This window comes from Streptococcus sp. HMSC071H03 (assembly GCF_001813035.1).
Taxonomy (GTDB): Bacteria; Bacillota; Bacilli; order Lactobacillales; family Streptococcaceae; genus Streptococcus; species Streptococcus anginosus.
Window position 1 is genome coordinate 202,637 of sequence record NZ_KV811169.1, and the last position, 22,870, is coordinate 225,506.

Annotated in this window: 20 protein-coding genes and 1 pseudogene; 18 read left to right on the plus strand and 3 right to left on the minus strand. The window is 39.0% G+C overall.

The window, feature by feature from the left end; all coding sequences use genetic code 11:
* The 18 genes and pseudogenes from HMPREF2887_RS08205 (at position 1) to ucpA (ending at position 19,338) form a co-directional block, all read left to right on the plus strand.
* On the plus strand, positions 1–918 hold the full coding sequence (locus HMPREF2887_RS08205; protein ID WP_003024454.1) for an MBL fold metallo-hydrolase: 918 nt from the start codon (positions 1–3) through the stop codon (positions 916–918).
* Positions 919–1,037: 119 nt separating this feature from the next.
* A complete protein-coding gene (gene ylqF, locus HMPREF2887_RS08210; protein ID WP_003024457.1) occupies positions 1,038–1,889 on the plus strand; it encodes a ribosome biogenesis GTPase YlqF in 852 nt (283 codons plus the stop codon).
* Positions 1,876–2,658: a ribonuclease HII gene (locus HMPREF2887_RS08215; protein ID WP_003024460.1), complete on the plus strand. Its 783-nt coding sequence runs from the start codon at positions 1,876–1,878 to the stop codon at positions 2,656–2,658. Before ylqF ends, HMPREF2887_RS08215 begins: the two co-directional genes overlap by 14 nt.
* Positions 2,655–3,481: pseudogene (locus tag HMPREF2887_RS10175) on the plus strand (PRD domain-containing protein). The gene HMPREF2887_RS08215 and the pseudogene HMPREF2887_RS10175 overlap by 4 nt, the downstream one beginning before the upstream one ends.
* Positions 3,471–4,028: a sugar O-acetyltransferase gene (locus HMPREF2887_RS08225; protein ID WP_057489666.1), complete on the plus strand. Its 558-nt coding sequence runs from the start codon at positions 3,471–3,473 to the stop codon at positions 4,026–4,028. The pseudogene HMPREF2887_RS10175 and the gene HMPREF2887_RS08225 overlap by 11 nt, the downstream one beginning before the upstream one ends.
* An 83-nt stretch (positions 4,029–4,111) precedes the next feature.
* The gene (dprA, locus tag HMPREF2887_RS08230; protein WP_057489665.1) at positions 4,112–4,954 is read left to right on the plus strand and encodes a DNA-processing protein DprA; all 843 of its coding nucleotides are present in this window, start codon (positions 4,112–4,114) and stop codon (positions 4,952–4,954) included.
* Positions 4,955–5,039: 85 nt separating this feature from the next.
* Complete coding sequence (gene topA / locus HMPREF2887_RS08235; protein ID WP_145747934.1) at positions 5,040–7,133, plus strand: type I DNA topoisomerase; 2,094 nt, start codon at positions 5,040–5,042, stop codon at positions 7,131–7,133.
* Between the two features lie 63 nt (positions 7,134–7,196).
* Positions 7,197–7,694, plus strand: a complete 498-nt coding sequence (locus tag HMPREF2887_RS08240) for a hypothetical protein (RefSeq protein ID WP_021001696.1) — start codon at positions 7,197–7,199, stop codon at positions 7,692–7,694.
* A 173-nt stretch (positions 7,695–7,867) separates the two neighbouring features.
* Positions 7,868–9,202 carry a methylenetetrahydrofolate--tRNA-(uracil(54)-C(5))-methyltransferase (FADH(2)-oxidizing) TrmFO gene (trmFO, locus tag HMPREF2887_RS08245; RefSeq protein ID WP_021001695.1) on the plus strand — a complete coding sequence of 445 codons (1,335 nt, stop codon included), beginning with the start codon at positions 7,868–7,870 and terminating at the stop codon, positions 9,200–9,202.
* A gap of 131 nt (positions 9,203–9,333) precedes the next feature.
* Positions 9,334–10,158: an alpha/beta hydrolase gene (locus tag HMPREF2887_RS08250; RefSeq protein WP_057489663.1), complete on the plus strand. Its 825-nt coding sequence runs from the start codon at positions 9,334–9,336 to the stop codon at positions 10,156–10,158.
* 34 nt (positions 10,159–10,192) lie between these two features.
* Entirely contained in the window at positions 10,193–10,933 is a 741-nt protein-coding gene (locus tag HMPREF2887_RS08255; RefSeq protein WP_057489662.1) for an esterase family protein, read from the plus strand.
* Positions 10,934–10,952: 19 nt separating this feature from the next.
* Entirely contained in the window at positions 10,953–12,113 is a 1,161-nt protein-coding gene (locus tag HMPREF2887_RS08260; RefSeq protein WP_057489661.1) for an ATP-grasp domain-containing protein, read from the plus strand.
* Between the two features lie 161 nt (positions 12,114–12,274).
* Entirely contained in the window at positions 12,275–13,243 is a 969-nt protein-coding gene (locus tag HMPREF2887_RS08265) for a thiamine pyrophosphate-dependent dehydrogenase E1 component subunit alpha (protein WP_021001691.1), read from the plus strand.
* Between the two features lie 13 nt (positions 13,244–13,256).
* Positions 13,257–14,249 (plus strand): alpha-ketoacid dehydrogenase subunit beta, encoded by a 993-nt coding sequence (locus tag HMPREF2887_RS08270; RefSeq protein ID WP_021001690.1) that lies wholly within the window; start codon positions 13,257–13,259, stop codon positions 14,247–14,249.
* A 165-nt stretch (positions 14,250–14,414) separates the two neighbouring features.
* On the plus strand, positions 14,415–15,458 hold the full coding sequence (locus tag HMPREF2887_RS08275; protein WP_084741042.1) for a dihydrolipoamide acetyltransferase: 1,044 nt from the start codon (positions 14,415–14,417) through the stop codon (positions 15,456–15,458).
* 29 nt (positions 15,459–15,487) lie between these two features.
* Positions 15,488–17,191 carry a dihydrolipoyl dehydrogenase gene (gene lpdA, locus HMPREF2887_RS08280; protein ID WP_084741045.1) on the plus strand — a complete coding sequence of 568 codons (1,704 nt, stop codon included), beginning with the start codon at positions 15,488–15,490 and terminating at the stop codon, positions 17,189–17,191.
* An 8-nt stretch (positions 17,192–17,199) separates the two neighbouring features.
* The gene (locus HMPREF2887_RS08285) at positions 17,200–18,189 is read left to right on the plus strand and encodes a lipoate--protein ligase (protein ID WP_057489658.1); all 990 of its coding nucleotides are present in this window, start codon (positions 17,200–17,202) and stop codon (positions 18,187–18,189) included.
* Positions 18,190–18,540: 351 nt separating this feature from the next.
* Entirely contained in the window at positions 18,541–19,338 is a 798-nt protein-coding gene (ucpA, locus tag HMPREF2887_RS08290) for an SDR family oxidoreductase UcpA (protein ID WP_021001686.1), read from the plus strand.
* 61 nt (positions 19,339–19,399) lie between these two features.
* On the opposite strand, the gene xerS is transcribed toward ucpA, so the two are convergent.
* The 3 genes from xerS to HMPREF2887_RS08310 all read right to left on the minus strand — a co-directional run bounded on the left by xerS (position 19,400) and on the right by HMPREF2887_RS08310 (position 22,791).
* Positions 19,400–20,470 (minus strand): tyrosine recombinase XerS, encoded by a 1,071-nt coding sequence (xerS, locus tag HMPREF2887_RS08295; RefSeq protein WP_021001685.1) that lies wholly within the window; start codon positions 20,468–20,470, stop codon positions 19,400–19,402.
* Between the two features lie 365 nt (positions 20,471–20,835).
* Complete coding sequence (gene ffh, locus HMPREF2887_RS08305; protein ID WP_021001684.1) at positions 20,836–22,386, minus strand: signal recognition particle protein; 1,551 nt, start codon at positions 22,384–22,386, stop codon at positions 20,836–20,838.
* Between the two features lie 72 nt (positions 22,387–22,458).
* Positions 22,459–22,791: a putative DNA-binding protein gene (locus HMPREF2887_RS08310; RefSeq protein WP_003034487.1), complete on the minus strand. Its 333-nt coding sequence runs from the start codon at positions 22,789–22,791 to the stop codon at positions 22,459–22,461.
* Positions 22,792–22,870: the final 79 nt, after the last annotated feature.

Here is a 22,870-nt window from a genome sequence, read left to right on the forward strand (position 1 = left end):
ATGACAGAACTCGCTCTACAAGAGTATCAATTTGGAGACATGAAATTAATTTGGTTACGTGGAGTTGACAAAATGACAGATGCAGGCACTTTATTTGGTCCTGTACCAAAAGTTGTTTGGTCACGCTATTATCCAACAACTGAAGAAAATATGATGGTTGAATTAACCGATCCAATATTGATTCAATACAAAAATAAAAATTATTTAATTGATGCAAGTTTTAACACTGCGAAACTATCTGATAAACAAAGACGAAATTTAGGGATTTTATCTGAAAGCAGAATTGAAGAGAGCTTGGAACTTTTAGGTTTGACTCCTGAAGATATTTCTTATGTGTTGATGACTCACATGCATCACGATCACTCTGGTGGATTGACAAAATTAAATGAAAATCATCAGTTGGTTTCAACTTTTCCTAATGCTAAGATTTTTGTAAATGATATTGAATGGTACGAGATGATGAACCCAAATAATCGGACTAAAGGGACTTATCTCAGAGAAAATTGGGAACCTATTCAACATCAAGTGGAGACATTTACGGAATACTTAAATGTTATACCGGAAATTCAAATGGTTCATACTGGTGGTCATAGCAATGGTCATAGTATCATTTTGTTGAAACAAGGAAATGAAACCATGATTCATATGGCGGACTTGCTTTTAACTCACGCGCATCGCAAGCCTGTATGGGTCGCTGCTGTAGATGATTACCCCATGCGTTCCATTATTGCAAAAGAAAAATGGCTCAAGGAAGCATTTGAAAATCATTATAAATTTTTCTTTTATCATGATCAATTTTTTGCTGTTGTAGAATTTGACAACGAAGGGAAAGAAATTGTTGACTATGTAAAACGGATTCGCGAACCAAGACTTCCGTTTACCGATAAACAGGATAGAAAGCCTGTTTTGTATCATTAAGATTCAAAAATCACCTTTTGTTTTTGAAAGGTGATTTTTTGTTGCATGATTTATCAATGCGAATTAGCTAAAATTTTGGTATAATTAAGATGTTAAACTAGTGTAAGAAAGAGGTTTTCATGGCTACTATTCAATGGTTTCCGGGACACATGTCCAAGGCTCGGAGACAAGTACAAGAAAATATCAAATTTGTGGATTTTGTGACAATTTTAGTAGATGCGCGTTTGCCATTATCTAGTCAAAATCCTATGCTAACTAAAATCGTGGGAGAGAAACCCAAGCTTCTTATTTTAAATAAGGGGGATTTAGCTGATTCTGATCTGACGAAAGAGTGGCGAAAATATTTTGAAAGTCAAGGTATCAAGACCTTGGCAATCAATTCTAAAGAACAATCAACTGTTAAAAAAGTCACAGAAGCAGCTAAGTCATTGATGAAAGAAAAAATTGCTCGGCAAAAAGAACGTGGGATCCAAATTGAAACATTGCGGACTATGATTATCGGTATCCCGAACGCTGGTAAATCAACCCTGATGAACCGTTTAGCTGGGAAAAAAATCGCTGTGACTGGAAATAAACCGGGTGTTACCAAGGGGCAGCAGTGGCTCAAATCTAATAGGAACTTGGAAATTTTAGATACTCCAGGAATTCTCTGGCCTAAGTTTGAAGATGAAAAAGTTGCTTTGAAACTCGCTTTAACAGGAGCGATTAAAGACGATTTGCTTCCAATGGATGAGGTTACTATTTTTGGAATCAATTATTTCAAAGAACATTATCCAAAGGAACTTCAAGAACGGTTCAAGCAAATGGACTTGGAAGAAGAAGCACCGGAAATCATTATGGATATGACACAAAAATTGGGTTTTCGAGATGATTATGATCGTTTTTATCGTCTTTTTATCAAAGACATTCGTGACGGTAAATTGGGACGTTATACTTTAGATACTTTAGGTGAGATACATGGCAACGATTAAAGAGATTCAAGAAATCTTATCTGAAATAACAGACATAGAGAGTCCTGTTTTTGAGCAATTTCGAGATGATAGTCGAGCTGGTGTCCACAAGCTCATTGTGAAACGTAAAAAACAAATTCAAGCTGAATTGGACGAATACCGTCGTTTGGAGCAAATGTTACGATATGAAAAGGAGCTTTATGCTACTGGTTGCCAATATATCGCTGGGATTGATGAGGTTGGGCGTGGCCCCTTAGCAGGTCCTGTTGTGGCAGCGGCAGTTATTTTACCTAAAAACTATAAAATCAAAGGTCTCAACGATAGCAAGAAAGTTCCCAAGAAAAAGCACAAAGAAATCTATCAAGAAGTGCTCAAACAAGCAATTTCAGTTGGTATTGGTATCAAGGATAATCAAGTTATTGATGAAGTGAATATCTATGAAGCGACGAAATTAGCTATGCTAGAGGCGGTGGGAAATCTTGAAGTTGCTCCGCAACATCTCTTGATTGATGCTATGCAGTTAGATGTTCAAGTTCCGCAAACGTCTATTATCAAAGGAGACGCCAATTCGCTGTCTATTGCGGCCGCTTCAATCGTAGCCAAGGTGACTAGAGATCGCATGATGACAAATTATGAGCTAACTTATCCAGGTTATGACTTTGCACACAATGTTGGTTATGGAACCCAGCATCATTTAGAAGGATTGAAACGAAAGGGAATCACTCCTATTCATCGGACAACCTTTGAACCAATTAAATCCATGCTTGAAGAAGTCGAGGACAAGAGATGATTGTTACTAAAGTTTTAAATAATAATGTGGTCATTTCTGAAGAAAACCACCAAGAAGTAGTGTTGATGGGACGTGGACTGGCTTTTGGATGTAAAGCAGGAGATGATATTCGGGATAATCTGATTGAGAAAAAGTATGTCTTGTCAGAAAACAAGCGTGAATTATTGTTGGAATTACCTGCTGACATCATAGAAATGGCTGATAAAATTATCACTTACGCACATGCAAAAATAAATAAAAAATTGCAAGATGGTGCTTTTTAGCAATGGCTGACCATATGTATGGTGTTGTTCTGCGGACAAAAGATCAATTTTTCATGAAAAATTTTCTGATGTGGGACATTAAGCGATTTTTCCCTGACGAATTTGAAGTTGGCAAGTATGCCAATCAATTGTTGGGTGACTATTTAGGGCAAGATTTACCTTTGGATGAAGCAGGCTTTATGGCTTTGACAATTGTCAATGCTGAATTAGATAGCGGAAATGTAGCCGCTCAAGATTTAACGCAACTAATGGAAGAAATCATGACAATCGTCAAATACAGCTTAGAGATCTCGTTAGATGACGAGGATATTTATGTTCAACGCTTTATTACGCATCTGAAATTTTTTTGCGAACGCGTTTTAACGGACACCGGACATCAGGAGTTAGACGACAACGATATGTTTGATTTACTGAAAATTAAGTATCTATTAGCTTATGAAACGACAACAAAGATTACCCAATATCTCAAGCAGACGCGCAATTATCAGACGTCTGATGATGAACAAATGTATCTAACCATTCACTTATCAAGAATGAAAAGGAACGTCAATGAAAACTGAATATGAAAAAATGATTGCAGGAGAATTATACAATCCGCAAGATCCCGAATTACGAAAATTGGTAACACGTTCTCGTCAATTTCAATACGCATTTAATGCAGAACAGGACGGTAAAAAAAGAAGTAAACTCGTAAAAGAATGGTTCGGCTCAACTGGTGAGAACATTTCGATGAAACCAAACTTTGTCTGCGATTATGGTATCAACATTCATTTAGGAGAAAATTTCTATTCTAATTGGAATTTGACCATGCTTGATGTTTGTCCGATTATTATTGGAAAAAATGCATTGTTTGGACCAAATTGTCAACTTCTGACTCCTCTTCATCCTTTAGATGCACAAGAGCGCATATCAGGCGTAGAGTACGGTGCACCAATTACCATTGGCGATAATTTCTGGGCGGGTGGCGGCGTAACGATTTTGCCTGGAGTAACATTAGGAGACAATGTCGTCGTTGGAGCAGGCTCGGTTGTTACCAAATCTTATGGTGATAATGTTGTTTTGGCTGGAAACCCGGCTCGAATTATTAAAGAATTAGATAAAATGTGAAAAGCGAGAAATTCTCGTTTTTTTAATCCCTTTTACGAATAATATAAGTGAAGTGTAATTAAAAAAGTAAAAGGAATGATAAAATGGATAATTTTGATATTTATAAATTAAAAGAAGCTGGCTTGACTAATCAGCAGGTCATCAATGTTCTCTCGTATGCTGAGATACAAGAAAAAGAATTATCGGTAAAAGATATGGCAGTTGTTTCGGAATGCCGCAATCCTGCTCTTTTCATTGAAAAATATCTGCAGCTAGATGATGATTTATTACGTCAAGAATTTGAAAAGTTCTCATCCTTTTCTATCTTGGATGATGTGTATCCTTGGGATTTGAGCGAAATTTACAATCCGCCCGTTCTTCTTTTTTATAAAGGTAATTTGGATTTGCTAAAATTACCTAAAGTAGCTGTTGTAGGAAGTCGGAATAGTAGCCGAGTAGGCAGTCAATCCGTTCAAAAGATTATTAAAGAGCTAAACAATGAATTGGTTATCGTGAGTGGTTTAGCACGCGGAATTGATACCTCGGCTCACATGGCAGCATTGCAAAATGGTGGTCGAACAATTGCAGTTATCGGAACGGGTCTAGACGTTTTTTATCCAAGGGCGAATAAAAAACTCCAATCGTATTTGGGAGAACATCATCTAGTACTTAGTGAATATGGTTCTGAAGCAGAGCCATTAAAATTTCATTTTCCAGAGCGTAATCGGATTATAGCAGGATTGTGCAGAGGGGTTATTGTTGCTGAAGCCAAAATGCGCTCAGGCAGTTTAATTACTTGTGAGCGCGCGATGGAAGAAGGACGAGATGTGTTTGCTATTCCAGGGTCAATTTTAGACGGCAGAAGTGATGGCTGTCATCATTTGATTCAAGAGGGTGCAAAGTGTGTCACATCAGGCGCTGACGTACTTTCTGAATTCCAATTTTAAAACAAGTTCTCCTATAAGAGAATGCTGCTAGTTGACATCTTGAAAAAAATAGTTTAAACTCTATGAGGTTTATTACTTTTAGAAGGTGTTTAGATTGGCAACAAAAACAAAGAAAAAAACAGCAATGAAAAAAAATCTGGTGATTGTAGAGTCGCCAGCTAAAGCAAAAACAATTGAAAAATATTTAGGGCGGAACTACAAAGTTCTAGCCAGCGTTGGACATATTCGCGATTTGAAAAAGTCTACCATGTCCATCGATTTTGAAAACAACTATGAGCCAGAATATATCAATATTCGAGGGAAAGGGCCTCTTATCAATGATTTGAAAAAAGAAGCTAAAAAAGCGAAACAAGTCTATCTTGCAAGTGACCCGGACCGTGAAGGAGAAGCTATTTCTTGGCATTTGGCTCATATCTTAAATCTGGACGAGACAGATAAAAATCGTGTTGTTTTCAACGAAATCACGAAAGATGCAGTAAAAAATGCTTTTAAAGAACCGCGCCAGATTGACATGGATTTGGTAGATGCTCAACAAGCGCGTCGTGTCCTTGACCGTATTGTGGGGTACTCTATCTCTCCAATTCTCTGGAAAAAAGTCAAAAAGGGATTGTCAGCTGGACGTGTGCAATCTGTTGCCTTGAAACTCATCATTGACCGTGAAAATGAAATCAATGCTTTTAAACCAGAAGAGTATTGGACGATTGACGGAACTTTCAAAAAAGGGGCTCGTCAATTTCAAGCAAGCTTTTACGGCATGAATGGCAAGAAGATGAAGCTTGCTACCAACGATAATGTAAAAAACGTTCTTTCTCATATTGAAGGTGATGAATTTACTGTCGAAAGCGTTGAGAAAAAGGAACGCAAGCGCAATGCTCCGCTGCCTTATACCACATCATCTATGCAGCAGGACGCTGCCAATAAAATTAATTTCCGAACTCGTAAGACCATGATGGTTGCTCAGCAACTTTATGAAGGAATTAATATCGGATCTGGTGTGCAAGGTTTGATTACCTATATGCGTACAGACTCCACTCGTATTAGTCCAGTGGCTCAAAACGAAGCTGCAACCTTTATTACAGACCGTTTTGGTGAGAAATATTCTAAACACGGGAGTAGAGTCCGAAATGCTTCTGGCGCACAAGACGCCCATGAAGCGATTCGTCCGTCAAGCGTGTTCAACACACCTGAAAATATCGCGAAATATCTAGATAAAGATCAATTAAAGCTATACACGCTGATTTGGAATCGTTTTGTAGCTAGTCAAATGACAGCAGCAGTATTTGACACTATGAGTGTGAAGTTGGAGCAAAACGGTGTTCAATTTGCTGCAAATGGTAGTCAAGTTAAATTTGACGGTTATCTAGCTATTTACAATGATTCTGATAAGAATAAAATGTTGCCTGATATGGAAAAGGGTGATACAGTGAAACGGGTCAACACCAATCCTGAACAGCATTTCACACAACCACCTGCTCGTTATTCTGAAGCGACCTTGATTAAGACATTGGAAGAAAATGGTGTCGGTCGTCCGTCAACTTATGCACCAACAATCGAAACTGTTCAAAAGCGCTACTATGTCAAATTAGTTTCTAAGCGCTTTGAGCCAACTGAATTGGGAGAAATCGTGAATTCTCTGATTGTTGAATTTTTCCCCGATATTGTCAACGTGAAATTTACCGCTGATATGGAAGCTAAGCTAGATGATGTAGAAGTAGGAAAAGAGCAATGGCAAAAGGTCATTGATGAATTTTATAAGCCATTTGAAAAAGAAGTTGCAAAAGCAGAAACTGAAATGGAAAAAATTCAAATCAAAGATGAACCTGCTGGATTTGACTGTGAAGTCTGTGGAAGTCCTATGGTTATCAAATTGGGCCGCTATGGTAAATTCTATGCATGTAGCAATTTTCCTGACTGTCGTCATACTCAAGCGATTGTCAAAGAAATCGGTGTAGAGTGTCCTAAGTGTCACAAAGGGCAAATCATTGAGCGCAAAACCAAACGCAATCGCCTTTTCTATGGCTGCAATCGCTACCCAGATTGTGACTTTACTTCTTGGGATAAACCGATTGGTCGCTCTTGTCCGAAATGCGGTCAGTATCTTGTAGAAAAGAAAGTTCGTGGTGGGGGCAAGCAAGTTGTCTGCAGCAATGGGGATTACGAAGAAGAAAAAGTAAAATAAGTTAAAGATGTTTACGTAATTTATTTTATGTAAACTTTCTTTATATATAGCAAAGGAAACTGTATGAAAGAGAAATTTGATGAATTTTTAAAGATTGCAAAGGAATTGAACGGAATTGGAATCACTCCTTTGCTTATGGGTTCACTAGGGCTTGAACAGGTAACTGGCCACGACTGGCAAGCACGAGATATTGATATCCATGTTCCAGGAGATCCTAGGGGATGGGACGCACCTGATGAGGTACGAATTTATGATTTTAAAAAGATTGAAACGATTATGAACCGGCTTGGCTACCAATTAGTAGATTTGCACGAGCACGAATTTCAAAAAGGAAATCTATCGGTTGAGTTTGGTAGCATGAATACTTTGGAAAACTTTGCTGGGATTCCTTTAGATGAATTGGTAAAACATGAAACAGCAGGGGTAATTTATTTTCTTCCTGATGCTGAACAATATCTTAAGATTTACACAGCATCTTCGCAAGATTCCTATCGAAATGACCAAAATAATGATAAGGATTTTGTTAAAATTGCTTATCTGGAAAAAATGTTAAAGAAATAGATACATGACCAATCATTATATTCTTTACACCAATGTTTGAGGATGGATACTAATAAGTTAGTGTATTTGCATTCTAGAAAGTCTCACTCGTCAGTAGGGGCTTTTTCTGTTATAATGGTTAAGAATAATTAGAAAGATTTGTGGGAGTCTCCTCCCAAAGAGGTATTTGTTTCATGTCTCAATCTTACATCAATGTCATAGGAGCTGGTCTTGCAGGTAGCGAAGCAGCTTATCAAATTGCTAAACGCGGTATTCCTGTTAAGCTGTATGAAATGCGAGGAGTGAAATCTACTCCGCAACATAAGACTAGTGATTTTGCAGAGCTAGTCTGTTCTAACTCTCTACGGGGGGATTCGCTAACGAATGCGGTTGGTCTCTTAAAAGAAGAAATGCGACGTTTGGATTCTATCATTATGAGAGCAGCAGAAGCTACGCGTATTCCTGCTGGAGGAGCATTAGCAGTTGACCGTGACGGTTTTTCACAAATGGTGACTGATGAGGTGACAAACCATCCTTTAATCGAAGTTATTCGTGAGGAAATCACCAAAATTCCTGATGATACGATTACTGTTATTGCGACGGGACCTTTGACAAGTGATACACTTGCTGAAAAGATTCACGCGCTAAATGGTGGAGCTGGATTTTACTTTTATGATGCAGCAGCACCGATTGTAGATGTCAATACAATTGACATGGAGAAAGTTTACCTCAAATCTCGCTATGACAAGGGAGAGGCTGCTTATCTCAATGCTCCTATGACTAAGAATGAGTTTATGGCTTTTCATGACGCTTTGGTAAATGCCGAGGAAGCACCGTTAAATAGCTTTGAAAAAGAAAAATACTTTGAAGGCTGTATGCCGATTGAGGTGATGGCAAAAAGAGGAATAAAAACCATGCTCTACGGTCCTATGAAGCCAGTTGGTTTGGAATACCCGGATGACTATAAAGGACCCCGTGACGGTGAATTTAAGACACCCTATGCAGTTGTGCAGCTTCGTCAGGACAATGCAGCTGGAAGCCTTTATAATATTGTTGGTTTCCAAACACACCTAAAATGGGGAGAACAGAAGCGCGTTTTTCGGATGATTCCGGGATTGGAAAATGCAGAATTTGTCCGCTATGGCGTGATGCACCGCAATTCTTACATGGATTCACCAAATCTCCTGACACAGACGTTCCAGTCTAAAAAACAAGAGAATATCTTTTTTGCAGGTCAGATGACCGGTGTAGAAGGGTATGTAGAATCTGCCGCGTCCGGGCTGGTAGCCGGTATCAATGCAGCCAGACTTTTCAATGGAGAAGAAGCCCTGGTCTTTCCAGAAACAACTGCTATTGGAAGCTTACCTCATTATATCACGCATGCTGATAGCAAACATTTCCAGCCAATGAATGTCAATTTTGGAATTATCAAGGAGTTGGACGGTCCACGTATTCGAGACAAAAAAGAACGCTATGAAAAAATAGCAAAACGAGCGCTACAAGCTATCAAAAATTATCAAAATCTCTAGTTTTCTTTTGGAAAAGATAGAAATAATGATGATTTGTTATAAAAGTATTAAAAAGTTAGGAATTCCCTAACTTTTTTGTATATTTTATGATATAATAGATAAAAATTTTGAAAATAGAAAGTTTTCTGACAATGAATCAATCCTATTTTTACCTTGAAGTAAGGGAACATGCATTAGAAGTGCCTTATAGCAAACAAAAGCGTCGTGTTCGAGTGCTACTTCCTAGAAATTATGAGCAAGATACTCAGAAATCCTATCCTGTAGTTTATTTTCACGACGGTCAAAATGTCCTTTATAGTAAAGAGTCTTTTAGTGGACATTCTTGGAAAATCATTCCAACGATTAAGAGAAATCCCGACATTGAAAAAATGATTGTGGTGGCGATTGACAATGACGGTTTTAATCGAATGAATGAGTATTCTGCATGGAAATATCAAGAATCAACTATTCCAGGTATGCAATTTGGCGGTAAGGGGACAGAGTATGCGGAGTTTGTCATGGAAGTTGTTAAACCCTTTGTTGACGAGCATTATCGTACCAAGTCAGACCGAGCGCACACGGCTATGGTTGGTTCTTCTTTAGGCGGAAACATTACACAGTTTATGGGAATTGAATACCAAGAGCAAATTGGATGCTTGGGTATTTTCTCATCTGCAAACTGGATGCATCAGGAAGCATTCAATCGTTATATAGAACGCCATAACTTATTAGCAGATCAGCGGATTTATATTTATGTTGGAACAGAAGAAGCAGATGACACCGATAAAACCTTAATGGCTAGTAATATCAAGCAAGCTTATATTGATTCGTCATTAACCTACTTTCGTCAGTTAATTGCGGGCGGTTTAGATTTGGAAAATCTATTGTTTTATATCCAAGCCGGTGCAGAACACAATGAAATGGCTTGGGCTGAGCATTTACCTGATTGTCTTCGCTTCTTTAGCGAAAAATGGTAAATAAATTAATTAAGAATATGAGGAGAGAATTTATATGCACGTTGAATTTTTAAGTCATTGGAGTGGTCATTTAAATCGTGAAATGTATGTGAATCGTTACGGGCACGCTGGAATGCCTGTAGTCGTTTTTGCTTCATCAGGAGGCAGTCACAATGAATATGCAGATTTTGGTATGATTGAGGCTTGTTCATGGTTTATCGAAACAGGAAAAATTCAATTCTTCACTTTGAGTAGTGTAGATAGTGAAAGTTGGCTGGCTGATTGGAAAGCTCCTCACGACCGCGCGGAAATGCACCGAGCTTATGAGCGCTATGTCATTGAGGAAGCCATTCCTTTTATCAAGCATAAAACAGGTTGGTTTGATCCAATGATGACGACAGGTTGTTCTATGGGAGCCTATCACGCTGTTAATTTCTTTCTCCAGCACCCCGATGTCTTCAATAAAGTCATTGCACTGAGCGGGGTTTACGATGCTCGCTTCTTTGTTGGTGATTGTTTGGATGATGAAGCAATTTATCAAAATTCACCAGCAGATTATATTTGGAATCAAAACGATGGCTGGTTTATTGACCACTATCGCAATGCTGATATCATTGTCTGTACAGGACTTGGTGCATGGGAGCAGGATGGACTACCTTCTTTCTACACCTTAAAAGAAGCCTTCGAGCATAAGAACATTCCTGCATGGTTTGCTGAATGGGGATATGATGTTTCGCATGACTGGATTTGGTGGCGCAAGCAAATGCCGTATTTTCTAAGTCAATTAAATCTATGATTAGAAAGGAAACAATATTATGAATTATATCGTTATTTCACCTTATTATCCACAAAATTTTCAACAATTTACCGTTGAACTTGCTAACAAAGGAATTACTGTTTTAGGGATTGGGCAAGAGCCTTATGATCAATTAGATCAACCTTTGAAAAATGCTTTAACAGAATATTTTCGTGTGGAAAATCTAGAAAATCTCGATGAAGTTAAACGTGCTGTAGCTTTCCTTTTTTACAAGCACGGACCAATTGACCGCATTGAGTCACACAATGAATATTGGTTGGATCAAGACGCAAAATTGCGTGAACAATTTAATGTTGTAGGACCAAAACCAAAAGACTTGAAAAAGACAAAATTTAAGTCCGAAATGAAGAAGCTCTTTAAAAAAGCTGGTGTTCCTGTCGTTCCTGGTCAAATTGTAAAAACCTTGCAGGCAGTTGACATGGCTGTCAGTAAAATTGGACTTCCATTGATTGCGAAGCCAGATAATGGAGTTGGCGCAGCCGGAACTTATAAATTGGAAACCACTGAAGATGTTGAACAATTTAAACAAGAGTGGGATAAGCAAACCGTTTATTTCTTTGAAAAATTCGTTGATTCTGGACAAATTTGCACGTTTGACGGATTACTCGATTCAAACGGAAATATTGTGTTTTCAACGACTTTTGACTATGCTTATACCCCTTTAGACTTAGTTTTGAATCATTATGAAAACTCATATTATATTATAAAAGATATGGATCCAAAATTACGTCAATATGGGGAAGCTATTATTAAAGCGTTTGGCATGAAAGAACGTTTCTTCCATATTGAATTATTCCGTGACGGAGATGATTATATTGCCATAGAATACAATAATCGTCCAGCAGGTGCTTTTACGATTGATTTGTATAACTTTGCTCACTCCATTGACCTTTATCGTGGATATGCAGATATTGTGAATGGGGACCCCTTCCCACAACCTCAAGTCGAAGCACAATATGGCTTGGTTACTTCACGCCGTTCAACATCAAATTATGTGTATTCAGAAGAAGAATTGCGTGCAAAGTACGGCGATAAATTAAAAGCAGTCAAAATCATGCCAAAGGCATTTGCAGACTTACAAGGAGATGTTCATTATATTTTGACAACACCAAGTCGTTCGGAAATCGATCAAATGATAGAGGATTTTGGGAAAAAGTAGAAAAATCTATTTGTGAAATTTTTATTTAGTCAATTCAAATCAGCTTGCCAGCAAGGTTCGCTGATTTTTCTTTGTGAAATTGTTCAAGCATAAATTTTGACAGTATTTTTTAGTTTGGATAGAATGAAATTATAGAATTACACTCATAGAAAGGCTCGACTATGTCAACTTTAGATAAAAATCTTTTGCTAGAGATGTTTCGTAAGATGGAAGAGATCCGTCGGATGGACTTAAAAATTGCCCAACTCGTAAAAAAGGGGAAAGTTCCAGGAATGACTCACTTTTCTGTTGGAGAAGAAGCAGCTAGCGTTGGAGCTATGCTGGCCCTCAATCCTGATGATTTGATTACTTCTAACCACCGTGGTCATGGTCAGGCGATTGCCAAAGGAATTGATCTGAACGGCATGATGGCAGAAATCATGGGCAAATATAACGGAACCTGCAAAGGAAAAGGTGGCTCCATGCACATTGCTGATTTGGATGCCGGAAACTTAGGAGCAAATGGTATTGTTGGCGGAGGTATGGGAATTGCAGTCGGTGCCGCCCTCACTCAGCAAATGCACCAAACAGATAAAATCGTGGTTTGCTTCTTTGGTGACGGAGCAACGAACGAAGGTATTTTTCATGAAGCAGTCAACATGGCTTCTATCTGGAATCTACCAGTAATTTTCTATTGTATCAATAACGGCTATGGTATTTCTGCAGACATTAAGAAAATGACCAATATAGAGCACATTTATGAGCGGAGTGCTGCCTATGGCATTCCTGGCATGTTTATTCCAGACGGGAACAACGTCATTGAGGTCTATGAAGGTTTTCAAAAAGCTGTTAAATATGTTCGAAGTGGTAAAGGACCTGTCTTAATCGAGAGTGTGACCTATCGCTGGTTGGGGCATTCTTCATCTGACCCTGGTAAATATCGAACACGTGAAGAAGTTGAGGAGTGGAAAAAGAAGGACCCAATTGAAAATCTTCGTAAATACTTGCTAGAAAGTCAGATTGCAAGCAATGAAGAGTTAGAAGCTATCCAAGCAGAGGTTAAAGAAGCAGTAGAAGCATCTGTAAAATTTGCAGAAGAAAGTCCATTTCCACCGCTTGAATCAGCTTTTGAAGATATTTACGCAGACTAAGAGAGGAGATAAAATGGAAACAAAAACAATGTCTTTTCGTGACACCATTATTCTTGCTATGTCTGAGGAAATGCGTCACGATGAAAATGTGCTGTTAATGGGAGAAGATGTCGGTATTTTCGGAGGAGATTTCGGAACATCCGTCGGAATGTTAGAAGAATTCGGTCCAAAGCGAGTACGTGATTGTCCAATTTCTGAAGCAGCTATTTCAGGAGCTGCAGCAGGAGCAGCCATGACTGGGCTACGCTCAATTGTAGATATAACTTTTATGGATTTTTCTGTCATTGCCATGGATGCAATTGTCAACCAAGCCGCTAAGACTCGCTATATGTTTGGTGGTAAAGGTCAGGTTCCGATGACAATTCGCTGCGCAGCTGGAAATGGTGTCGGCTCAGCTGCTCAACACTCACAATCTTTGGAATCTTGGTTTACCCACATTCCGGGTTTAAAGGTCGTGGCACCTGGCACTCCTGCGGATATGAAAGGGTTGCTAAAATCTTCTATCCGCGACAACAATCCTGTTATTATTCTTGAGTACAAGTCAGAATTCAACCAAAAAGGCGAAGTTCCGCTTGATCCTGATTATACAATCCCTCTTGGTGTTGGTGACATCAAAAAAGAGGGAACAGACGTGACAGTTGTGACCTATGGAAAAATGCTCCGTAGGGTTATGCAAGCAGCTGAAGAATTGGCAGAAGAAGGCATTTCAGTAGAAGTGGTTGATCCTCGTACCTTGGTGCCTCTGGACAAGGATATCATTATCAACTCAGTCAAAAAAACAGGAAAAGTCGTTCTAGTCAATGATGCCCACAAAACTAGTGGTTATATCGGTGAAATTTCTGCTATCATTTCCGAATCAGAAGCATTTGACTATTTGGATGCACCAATTCGCCGCTGTGCTGGCGAAGATGTTCCCATGCCCTATGCTCAGAATCTTGAAAATGCTATGATTCCGACAGTTGAAAGTATCAAAGAGGCTATCCGTAAGACTTATCATAAAGAGTAAACTGGAAATAAACGGCAAATTTAGATTTGCATAACTTTAATTATGTAAAGTAATTTAAAGTTTATCCCCGATTTTTGCTAATATTAACAGTAGAAACTTTGTGAAAACAAAGAAATAGGGCAAATATTGCCTCAACCAATGAATTATTTAAGAATGAGAGAGAACATGGATGACAAAAAATTAAGAGCGACCCCTGCTGCTAGAAAATTAGCAGATGATTTGGGTATCAATCTCTATGACGTATCTGGTACTGGCGCAAAGGGACGCATTCACAAAGAAGATATTGAAAGTTATCGAGAATTCAATATTGTGAAAATTACGCCCCTTGCAAAACGTATTGCAGAAGAAAATAACATCGCTTGGCAGGAAATCCAAGGGACAGGCGTGCACGGCAGGATTATGAAAAAGGATATTCTGGCTTTGCTGCCTGAAAATGTTGACTCAGACAGTATCAAGTCTCCGGCTCAAATTGAGAAAGCGGAAGAAATACCTGACAACACCACTCCTTATGGAGAAATTAAGCGCCTTCCAATGACGCCAATGCGGAAGGTCATTGCTAAACGAATGGTGGATTCTTATCTGACAGCACCAACTTTCACTCTCAATTATGATGTAGATATGACAGAGTTGCTGGCGCTGCGCAAGAGGGTTTTAGAGACAATTATGGAAGCGACAGGAAAGAAAATGACGGTTACGGATTTACTTTCTATGGCAGTTGTCAAAACTTTGATGAAGCACCCTTATCTTAATTCGTCTCTGACAGAGGACGGGCAAACCATTATCATGCACAATTATGTCAATCTGGCTATGGCTGTTGGGATGGACAATGGGCTTATGACACCAGTGGTTTACAATGCCGAAAAAATGAGTCTGTCTGAGTTAGTCGTTGCCTTTAAGGATGTGATTGAACGGACTTTAAATGGAAAATTAGCACCAAGCGAATTGCAAAACTCAACTTTTACGATTAGTAATCTAGGAATGTTTGGTGTTCAATCGTTCGGCCCAATTATCAATCAACCCAATTCAGCGATTTTGGGAGTTAGCTCAACCGTTGAAAAACCAGTCGTAGTGAACGGAGAGATTGTTATTCGACCAATCATGAGTCTTGGATTAACTATTGACCACCGAGTTGTGGACGGTATGGCAGGTGCTAAATTCATGAAAAATCTAAAAGCACTGATTGAAGATCCGATTTCAATGTTGGTGTAAAAAAGTTAAAATGAGAGGAAAATAAAAACATGACCTTAGAAGTAATTATGCCAAAAGCCGGCGTTGATATGACAGAAGGACAGATTGTTCAATGGAATAAAAAAGTTGGCGAATTTGTAAAAGAAGGAGAAATCCTTCTGGAAATCATGACAGATAAAGTCAGTATGGAATTAGAAGCAGAAGAAGACGGCTATCTGATTGCTATCTTAAAAGGGGACGGTGAGACTGTTCCTGTAACGGAAGTTATCGGTTATCTGGGCGAAGAAGGAGAAAATATTCCGACTGCTGTGGCTGCTTCAGATGCTAGTTCAACACCAACTGCAGCCATAACTTCTAACGACGATAATAAGAGTGATGACGCTTATGATATTGTGGTTATTGGTGGCGGACCAGCTGGCTATGTAGCAGCGATTAAAGCAGCTCAATTAGGAGGCAAGATTGCTCTTGTTGAAAAATCTGAACTAGGTGGAACCTGCCTCAACCGTGGCTGTATCCCGACTAAGACCTATCTTCACAATGCAGAAATTATTGAAAGCCTAAGCCATGCGGCAAACCGCGGTATTATCATTGAAAATCCAAACTTTACCGTCAATATGGATAAAGTCCTGGAAACCAAAAACAAGGTTGTCAATACATTTGTCGGAGGCGTTGCAGGTCTGCTTCGCAGCTACGGTGTTGATGTTCACAAAGGAATTGGTACCATTACCAAAGATAAGAATGTCTTGGTGAATGGTGCTGAACTTCTTGAGACCAAGAAGATTATCTTAGCTGGTGGATCAAAAGTCAGCAAGATTAACGTTCCAGGTATGGAATCACCACTTGTTATGACTAGCGATGATATCCTGGATATGAAGGAAGTTCCAGAAAGTTTAGTAATCATTGGTGGTGGCGTTGTTGGTATTGAGCTAGGACAGGCTTTCATGACCTTTGGCTCCAAAGTAACGGTCATTGAGATGATGAATCGGATTGTTCCAGCTATGGATACGGAAGTATCTAAGAACCTTCGCTTGATCTTGGAGCGCAAGGGCATGACCATTTTGACAGAGACCAAGCTGGAAGAAATTGTCGAAGAAAATGGCAAGCTCTGCATCAAAGTTGCAGGAAAGGAAGATATCATAGCTGATAAAGCTTTGCTTTCTATCGGACGCGTGCCTGATTTGGAAGGCATTGGCGAGGTTGACTTTGAACTAGACCGCGGTCGTATCAAGGTCAATGAATATATGGAAACTTCTGTTTCAGGAATTTACGCGCCCGGAGACATTAACGGTACCAAGATGTTGGCGCATGCAGCTTTTCGTATGGGGGAAGTAGCTGCAGAGAATGCTCTCAAAGGCAATCACGTAGTTGCTAAATTAAATCTAACTCCAGCAGCTATTTACACTTTGCCAGAAGTTGCGGCAGTCGGTCTGACTGAAGAACAAGCTCGCGAAAAATACGATATAGCTATCGGCAAATTCAACTTCGCAGCAAACGGACGAGCAATTGCATCTGATGCTGCTCAAGGATTTGTCAAAGTGATTGCTGATAAGAAATACGGAGAAGTTCTCGGTGTTCACATTATCGGCCCTGCAGCAGCTGAGTTAATCAATGAAGCTTCTACTATCATTGAAATGGAAATCACGGTAGAAGAAATGCTCAAAACCATTCACGGTCATCCGACATTTTCAGAAGTTATGTACGAAGCATTTGCAGACGTACTCGGCATGGCAATTCATGCTCCTAAGAAAAGATAAGAGGCACTATGAAATACATTATCAATAATAGTTACGATACAGCTTTCAACATTGCTCTTGAGGAGTATGCCTTCAAGCATCTCCTTGATGAAGATATGATTTTCTTGCTTTGGATTAATAAACCCTCTATCATTGTCGGACGTCATCAGAATACCATTGAAGAAATCAATCGTGACTATGTCCGAGAGCATGGCATTGAGGTTGTTCGTCGTATCAGTGGAGGCGGAGCTGTCTATCATGACTATAACAATCTCAACTACACCATCATTTCCAAAGAAACTGAGAACAAAGCCTTTGATTTTAAGAGCTTCTCTATTCCGGTCATCAAGACTTTGGAAGAATTAGGTGTAAAAGCAGAATTTACAGGGCGCAACGATTTGGAAATTGACAGTAAAAAGTTCTGTGGCAATGCTCAGGCCTACATCAATGGCCGAATCATGCATCACGGTTGCTTGCTGTTTGACGTAGAATTATCCGTCTTAGCGAATGCCTTAAAAGTTTCCAAGGACAAGTTCGAGTCCAAAGGTGTTAAGTCTGTTCGAGCTCGTGTAACCAATATCATTGATGAATTGCCTGAAAAGATTACTGTCGAGCAATTTCGCGACCTCCTGCTAGACTATATGAAGAAAGAATATCCAGAAATGACAGAATATGTCTTCTCCGATGATGAACTAGCTGAAATCAACCATATCAAGGAAACTAAATTTGCTACTTGGGATTGGAACTATGGCAAATCGCCAGAGTACAATGTTCATCGTAGTACCAAATTTACTAGCGGTAAAGTGGAAATCTTTGCCAATGTTGTTCAGTCAAAAATCGAAAACATCAAAATTTACGGAGATTTCTTTGGAATCGAAGATGTAGCAGCAGTAGAAGAAGTCCTCAAGGGTGTTAAATATGAAAGAGAAGATGTTTTAAATGCTCTTGAAAACCTGGATATTTCTCGCTATTTCGCTGGAATTAGCCAAGAAGAAATTGCAGAAGCAGTGGTTGGCTAAATCACAAGACTATAACAAAATAAAAACATTCTTACATTTATTTAACTAAGGATGTTTTTTCTATTGTTTGAAGAAGCTGGTTATCAGGATGTTCAGATGCTTATGGGATACACCACAGCCAATAATCGTTTGGAGAATATCTGCTTTGGAGCAAGTTCCTTATTATCGAACCCTACAGAAATTATTGGATAGATTTTTTATAAAGAGGACGAAACATCATAGCAAATGCGAGGTTTTCCTTCATTATTATATTGACAAGCAACTAGAAAAGTACTAGACTAAAGTTATAAATACATCATAAAATGTCACAAAAATCTGTCAAACTTCTTCGTTTTAGAAAGGATGGTTACTATGGCTAAATTAGATGGAAAAGTTGCTTTGATTACTGGAGCTGCTGTCGGTCTGGGTCAGGGCATTGCCTCAGTCTATGCCAAATATGGCGCCAAGCTCTGCCTTTTCGATCGAGACCCTCAAGTAGAAGCAACTGCTCAAGAACTTCGTGACAGCTACCAAATAGATATTATCAGCTATATCGGTGATGTCAGTCGTCTAGAAGATTTGGAAGTGGCTGTCTCTCAGACTATCCAAGCCTTTGGGCATCTTGATATTGCCTGCTGTAATGCTGGTATCTGCAAGCTGGCGCCCTTTGAAGAAATGACAGACCAGATACGGGATCAACATATTAATGTCAATATCAAGGGAGTTTGGAACACTTGTCAGGCAACCATCAAGCCCATGTTGAAACAGAGAGCAGGCGCTATCGTCATCGCATCATCTGTAACAGGCGATTTGGTTGCTGATGCTGGAGAAACAGCTTACGCGATGACCAAGGCAGCTCTGGTCGGCTTAACCAAGGCCTTGGCAGTAGAATATGCCGATCGCAATATCCGAGTTAACTGCAGCCAGCTAGGCTATGCTCGGACACCGATGGTCGAAAAAATGGCCCTGGAATCCAACCCAGAACATCCAGAAGTTCCTATTCAAGATATTGCGGCCGCTGTTCCAATGAAAAGATTAGCTAAACCGCAAGAAGTAGGGGAACTCTTTGCCTTTTTAGGTAGTGATGAATCCTCCTATCTTACAGGATCTCAAATTGTCATTGACGGCGGTAGTACCCTACCAGAAACTATGAGCATGGGCACAAACTAGCAGCATTTAGCTCAATTCAAATAAAAAGTTTGCATACCTTAAATTATGCAAACTTTTTATTTTATAAATTATCCAATGCATTTTTTTGTTCGTCATTAACAATATGGGTGTAGAGATCTGTAACTTGAGTACTGGCATGTCCTAGCTGATGACTGACCAAAACTTGAGATTTAGTAGCATCATAAAGTCGAGTAGCCAGCGTATGGCGGAGTTTGTGAGGTGTCACTCGAACTTTGAAATCTTCAGAATACTTAGCAACCATCTTTTCTACACTAGAAGCATCAATCCGGTTAGGAACACCTCTATATTCTGTCAAAAAGAGGGCAGTGTCTGATTTTTCAGCTTTATAACGTTTAGAGCGAACCTCCAGGTACCTTTCCAAATAAGCTTTGGCAAAAGCTGCAACATTGACAGAATCTCTTTTCCCGCCCTTACGAGTAACTTCAATGACCATCATTTTGAGATTTAGGTCTTTCAAATCAAGATTTACTGCCTCGGATAGACGAACACCAGACGCAAGAAGCAGTGCTATGATTGCCAAATCTCGCTCTTTATTTTTTTCAAAAGAGGAGAGAGCCCGATTTGATAAATTTTTAGGGTATTCTTCATCAATATAATTCAAAAATTGTTCAGTTTCTTCGCCCAAAAAGAGTTTTTGTTTGATGTTTTCAGCGCGCGCAGCTAAAGTTTCTCTCTTTTTCTTAGTAGACACTTTTTTCATGACATTACGATAGAAATAAGGCTCCCCATTCTCATTTTCCACCTCTTCAGTTAAATATTTATAAAGGCTAGAGAGAGCAGAAAGAGTGCGATTAATGGTGGTTTGCGATACCCCGTTCTGTGTAGTATTGGCATTCAGCAATGGACGCTCCCGTAAGTAAAGAATAAACGCTTCCATATCTTTTTTAGTCATATTTTCCAATACTGACAGAGGAATTTCTGCAATCTGTGACCCATCAGCAATTCCAGAGTCTAAAATCCAATGAAAAAAGCGATCATATTCTTTGAGATATTCATATAAGGTTGTAAAACTGTATGGAACAGTCAATTTAGACTGATAGTATTCCAAAACATACCAAGGCATGATAGCTTTTAGTTTTTCAATTCTTTCTAACAGTATTTCACGTTTCATTAAGATATTCTCCATCATTTCTATATTAATAGAAGTATAGCACACTCCTGTGTTTTTTTCAAGAAAATTATAGTTTTTCGGAAAGATGTATGTAAGAGTCTATTGAAAGATTCGTTTCTTTACTTTGTAATAGATAATACACAATACAAAATAAGATCAGTTGGAATCTAGGTTCATCAGCAAATAAAAGTTCCGGTTGATTTATCATAGCACGACGCACGACAGATACCTGCGCGTTGTAATTGTCCTCCTGAAATTTCTCGAATACACGTTTATCATCAAATGTCAATAGTTTTTCAAAAAAAATAAAACAGCCCACCAAATTGAACTGCTTTATTCCAATCATCATTTGCTACAAAATATGTTTATTTTCGTTTTTTCTTAGCTTTTTTCATTTTATTTGCCATACGTTTCATAGCTTGTTTGGTTGCAAATTCGCCGATTTTTCCTTTAAGTCCGCCACCAAACATCTGGCTCATATCAGGATTACCAGCTCCCCCTAAAGCGGACATATCCATGTTTTGAAGTGCTGACATATCCATCCCGTTCATATTTGGCATATTTTTTGGTAAATTGTTAGGGTTGAGCCCCATCTGCTTCATCATTTTATTCATATCACCAGACATGACACCTTGCATGACTTGCTTTGCTTGGTTAAAGTCTTTGATAAATTTGTTGACTTCGACAAAGCTATTACCAGAACCTGCAGCAATCCGACGGCGACGACTTGGATTAAGAAGGTCGGGATTTTCCCGTTCGGTAGGTGTCATAGATGACACAATGGCACGTTTGCGGGCGATTTCGTTTTCATCTACCTTAAAATTCTTCATAGCAGGATTGTTAGCCATGCCAGGAATCATCTTTAACAAATCTTCCATTGGCCCCATATTTTGTACTTGATCTAGCTGGTCAATGAAATCGTTGAAATCAAAGGTATTTTCTCTCATTTTTTCAGCCATCTCAAGTGATTTTTGCTCATCGTACTCCTGAGAGGCTTTTTCAATTAGGGTCAGCATGTCTCCCATGCCCAAAATCCGACTAGACATCCGATCTGGGTGGAAAGTTTCAATATCGGTAATCTTTTCTCCAGTACCAGTGAACTTAATTGGCTTGCCAGTGATTTGCCGGACAGATAAGGCTGCACCACCACGTGTATCGCCGTCAATCTTGGTCAGAATAACTCCAGTCACTTCCAACTGAGCGTTGAATTCGCGAGCTACATTGGCAGCTTCTTGACCAATCATAGCATCTACGACCAAGAGGATTTCATTTGGTTGAGCTAGTGCTTTGACATCGCGCAGCTCATTCATGAGCTTTTCATCAATTTGTAAACGACCTGCCGTATCAATCAAGACATAGTCATTGTGATTAGCCTTGGCTTGCTCTAGACCTTGACGAACAATCTCTACTGCTGGTACTTCTGTACCCAGTGAAAAGACTGGTACATCAATTTGCTGACCTAGAGTTTTAAGCTGGTCAATGGCTGCCGGACGGTAAATATCAGCAGCTATCATCAAAGGACGAGCGTTTTCTTCTTTCTTGAGTTTATTGGCCAACTTTCCGGCAAACGTAGTCTTACCAGCACCTTGAAGACCGACCATCATGATAATAGTCGGAATTTTTGGAGATTTGATAACTTCTGCCGTATCAGAACCCAGTACAGTAGTCAATTCCTCATCAACAATCTTGATGATTTGTTGAGCAGGATTTAACGTATCAATAACTTCGTATCCGACAGCACGTTCGCGAACTTTCTTGATGAAATCTTTGACAACGGGTAAAGCTACATCGGCCTCCAAGAGCGCCAGACGAATTTCTTTGGTTGCTTCCTGGACATCACTCTCGGAAATTTTGCCCTTGCGACGCAGATTTTTAAAGACGTTCTGCAAACGTTCGGTTAAACTTTCAAATGCCATAAATTTTATTTCTCCTAGTTAATTTCTATGTTATTGGTTATTGATTTTTGCGTTTTTTGAGCTGACAATTCACTATTCTCGATTGTCAATACTAGATAAAATTGCGATTTGCTCTTGTAAATAGGCATCATTAGCATATTTTTCCGTTATTTGATCGAAAATCTGACTTCTGACGATATAGTCTGAATACATGTGGAGCTTCTTTTCATAGTCTTCGAGAATCTTTTCTGTTCGTTTGATATTGTCATAAACAGCCTGACGACTAACTTGAAATTCTTCAGCAATCTCAGCTAAACTATAATCATCTGCATAATAAAGCTCGATATAATTCATTTGCTTATCTGTTAAAAGTGCTGCATAAAACTCAAAAAGAGCATTCATTCGATTGGTTTTTTCAATTTCCATAAAGATTATTATATCAAAAAATACAGATAAACTCTACTAGTGAAGAGCTTTACTCACTAAAAAACACTCTTAAATCACT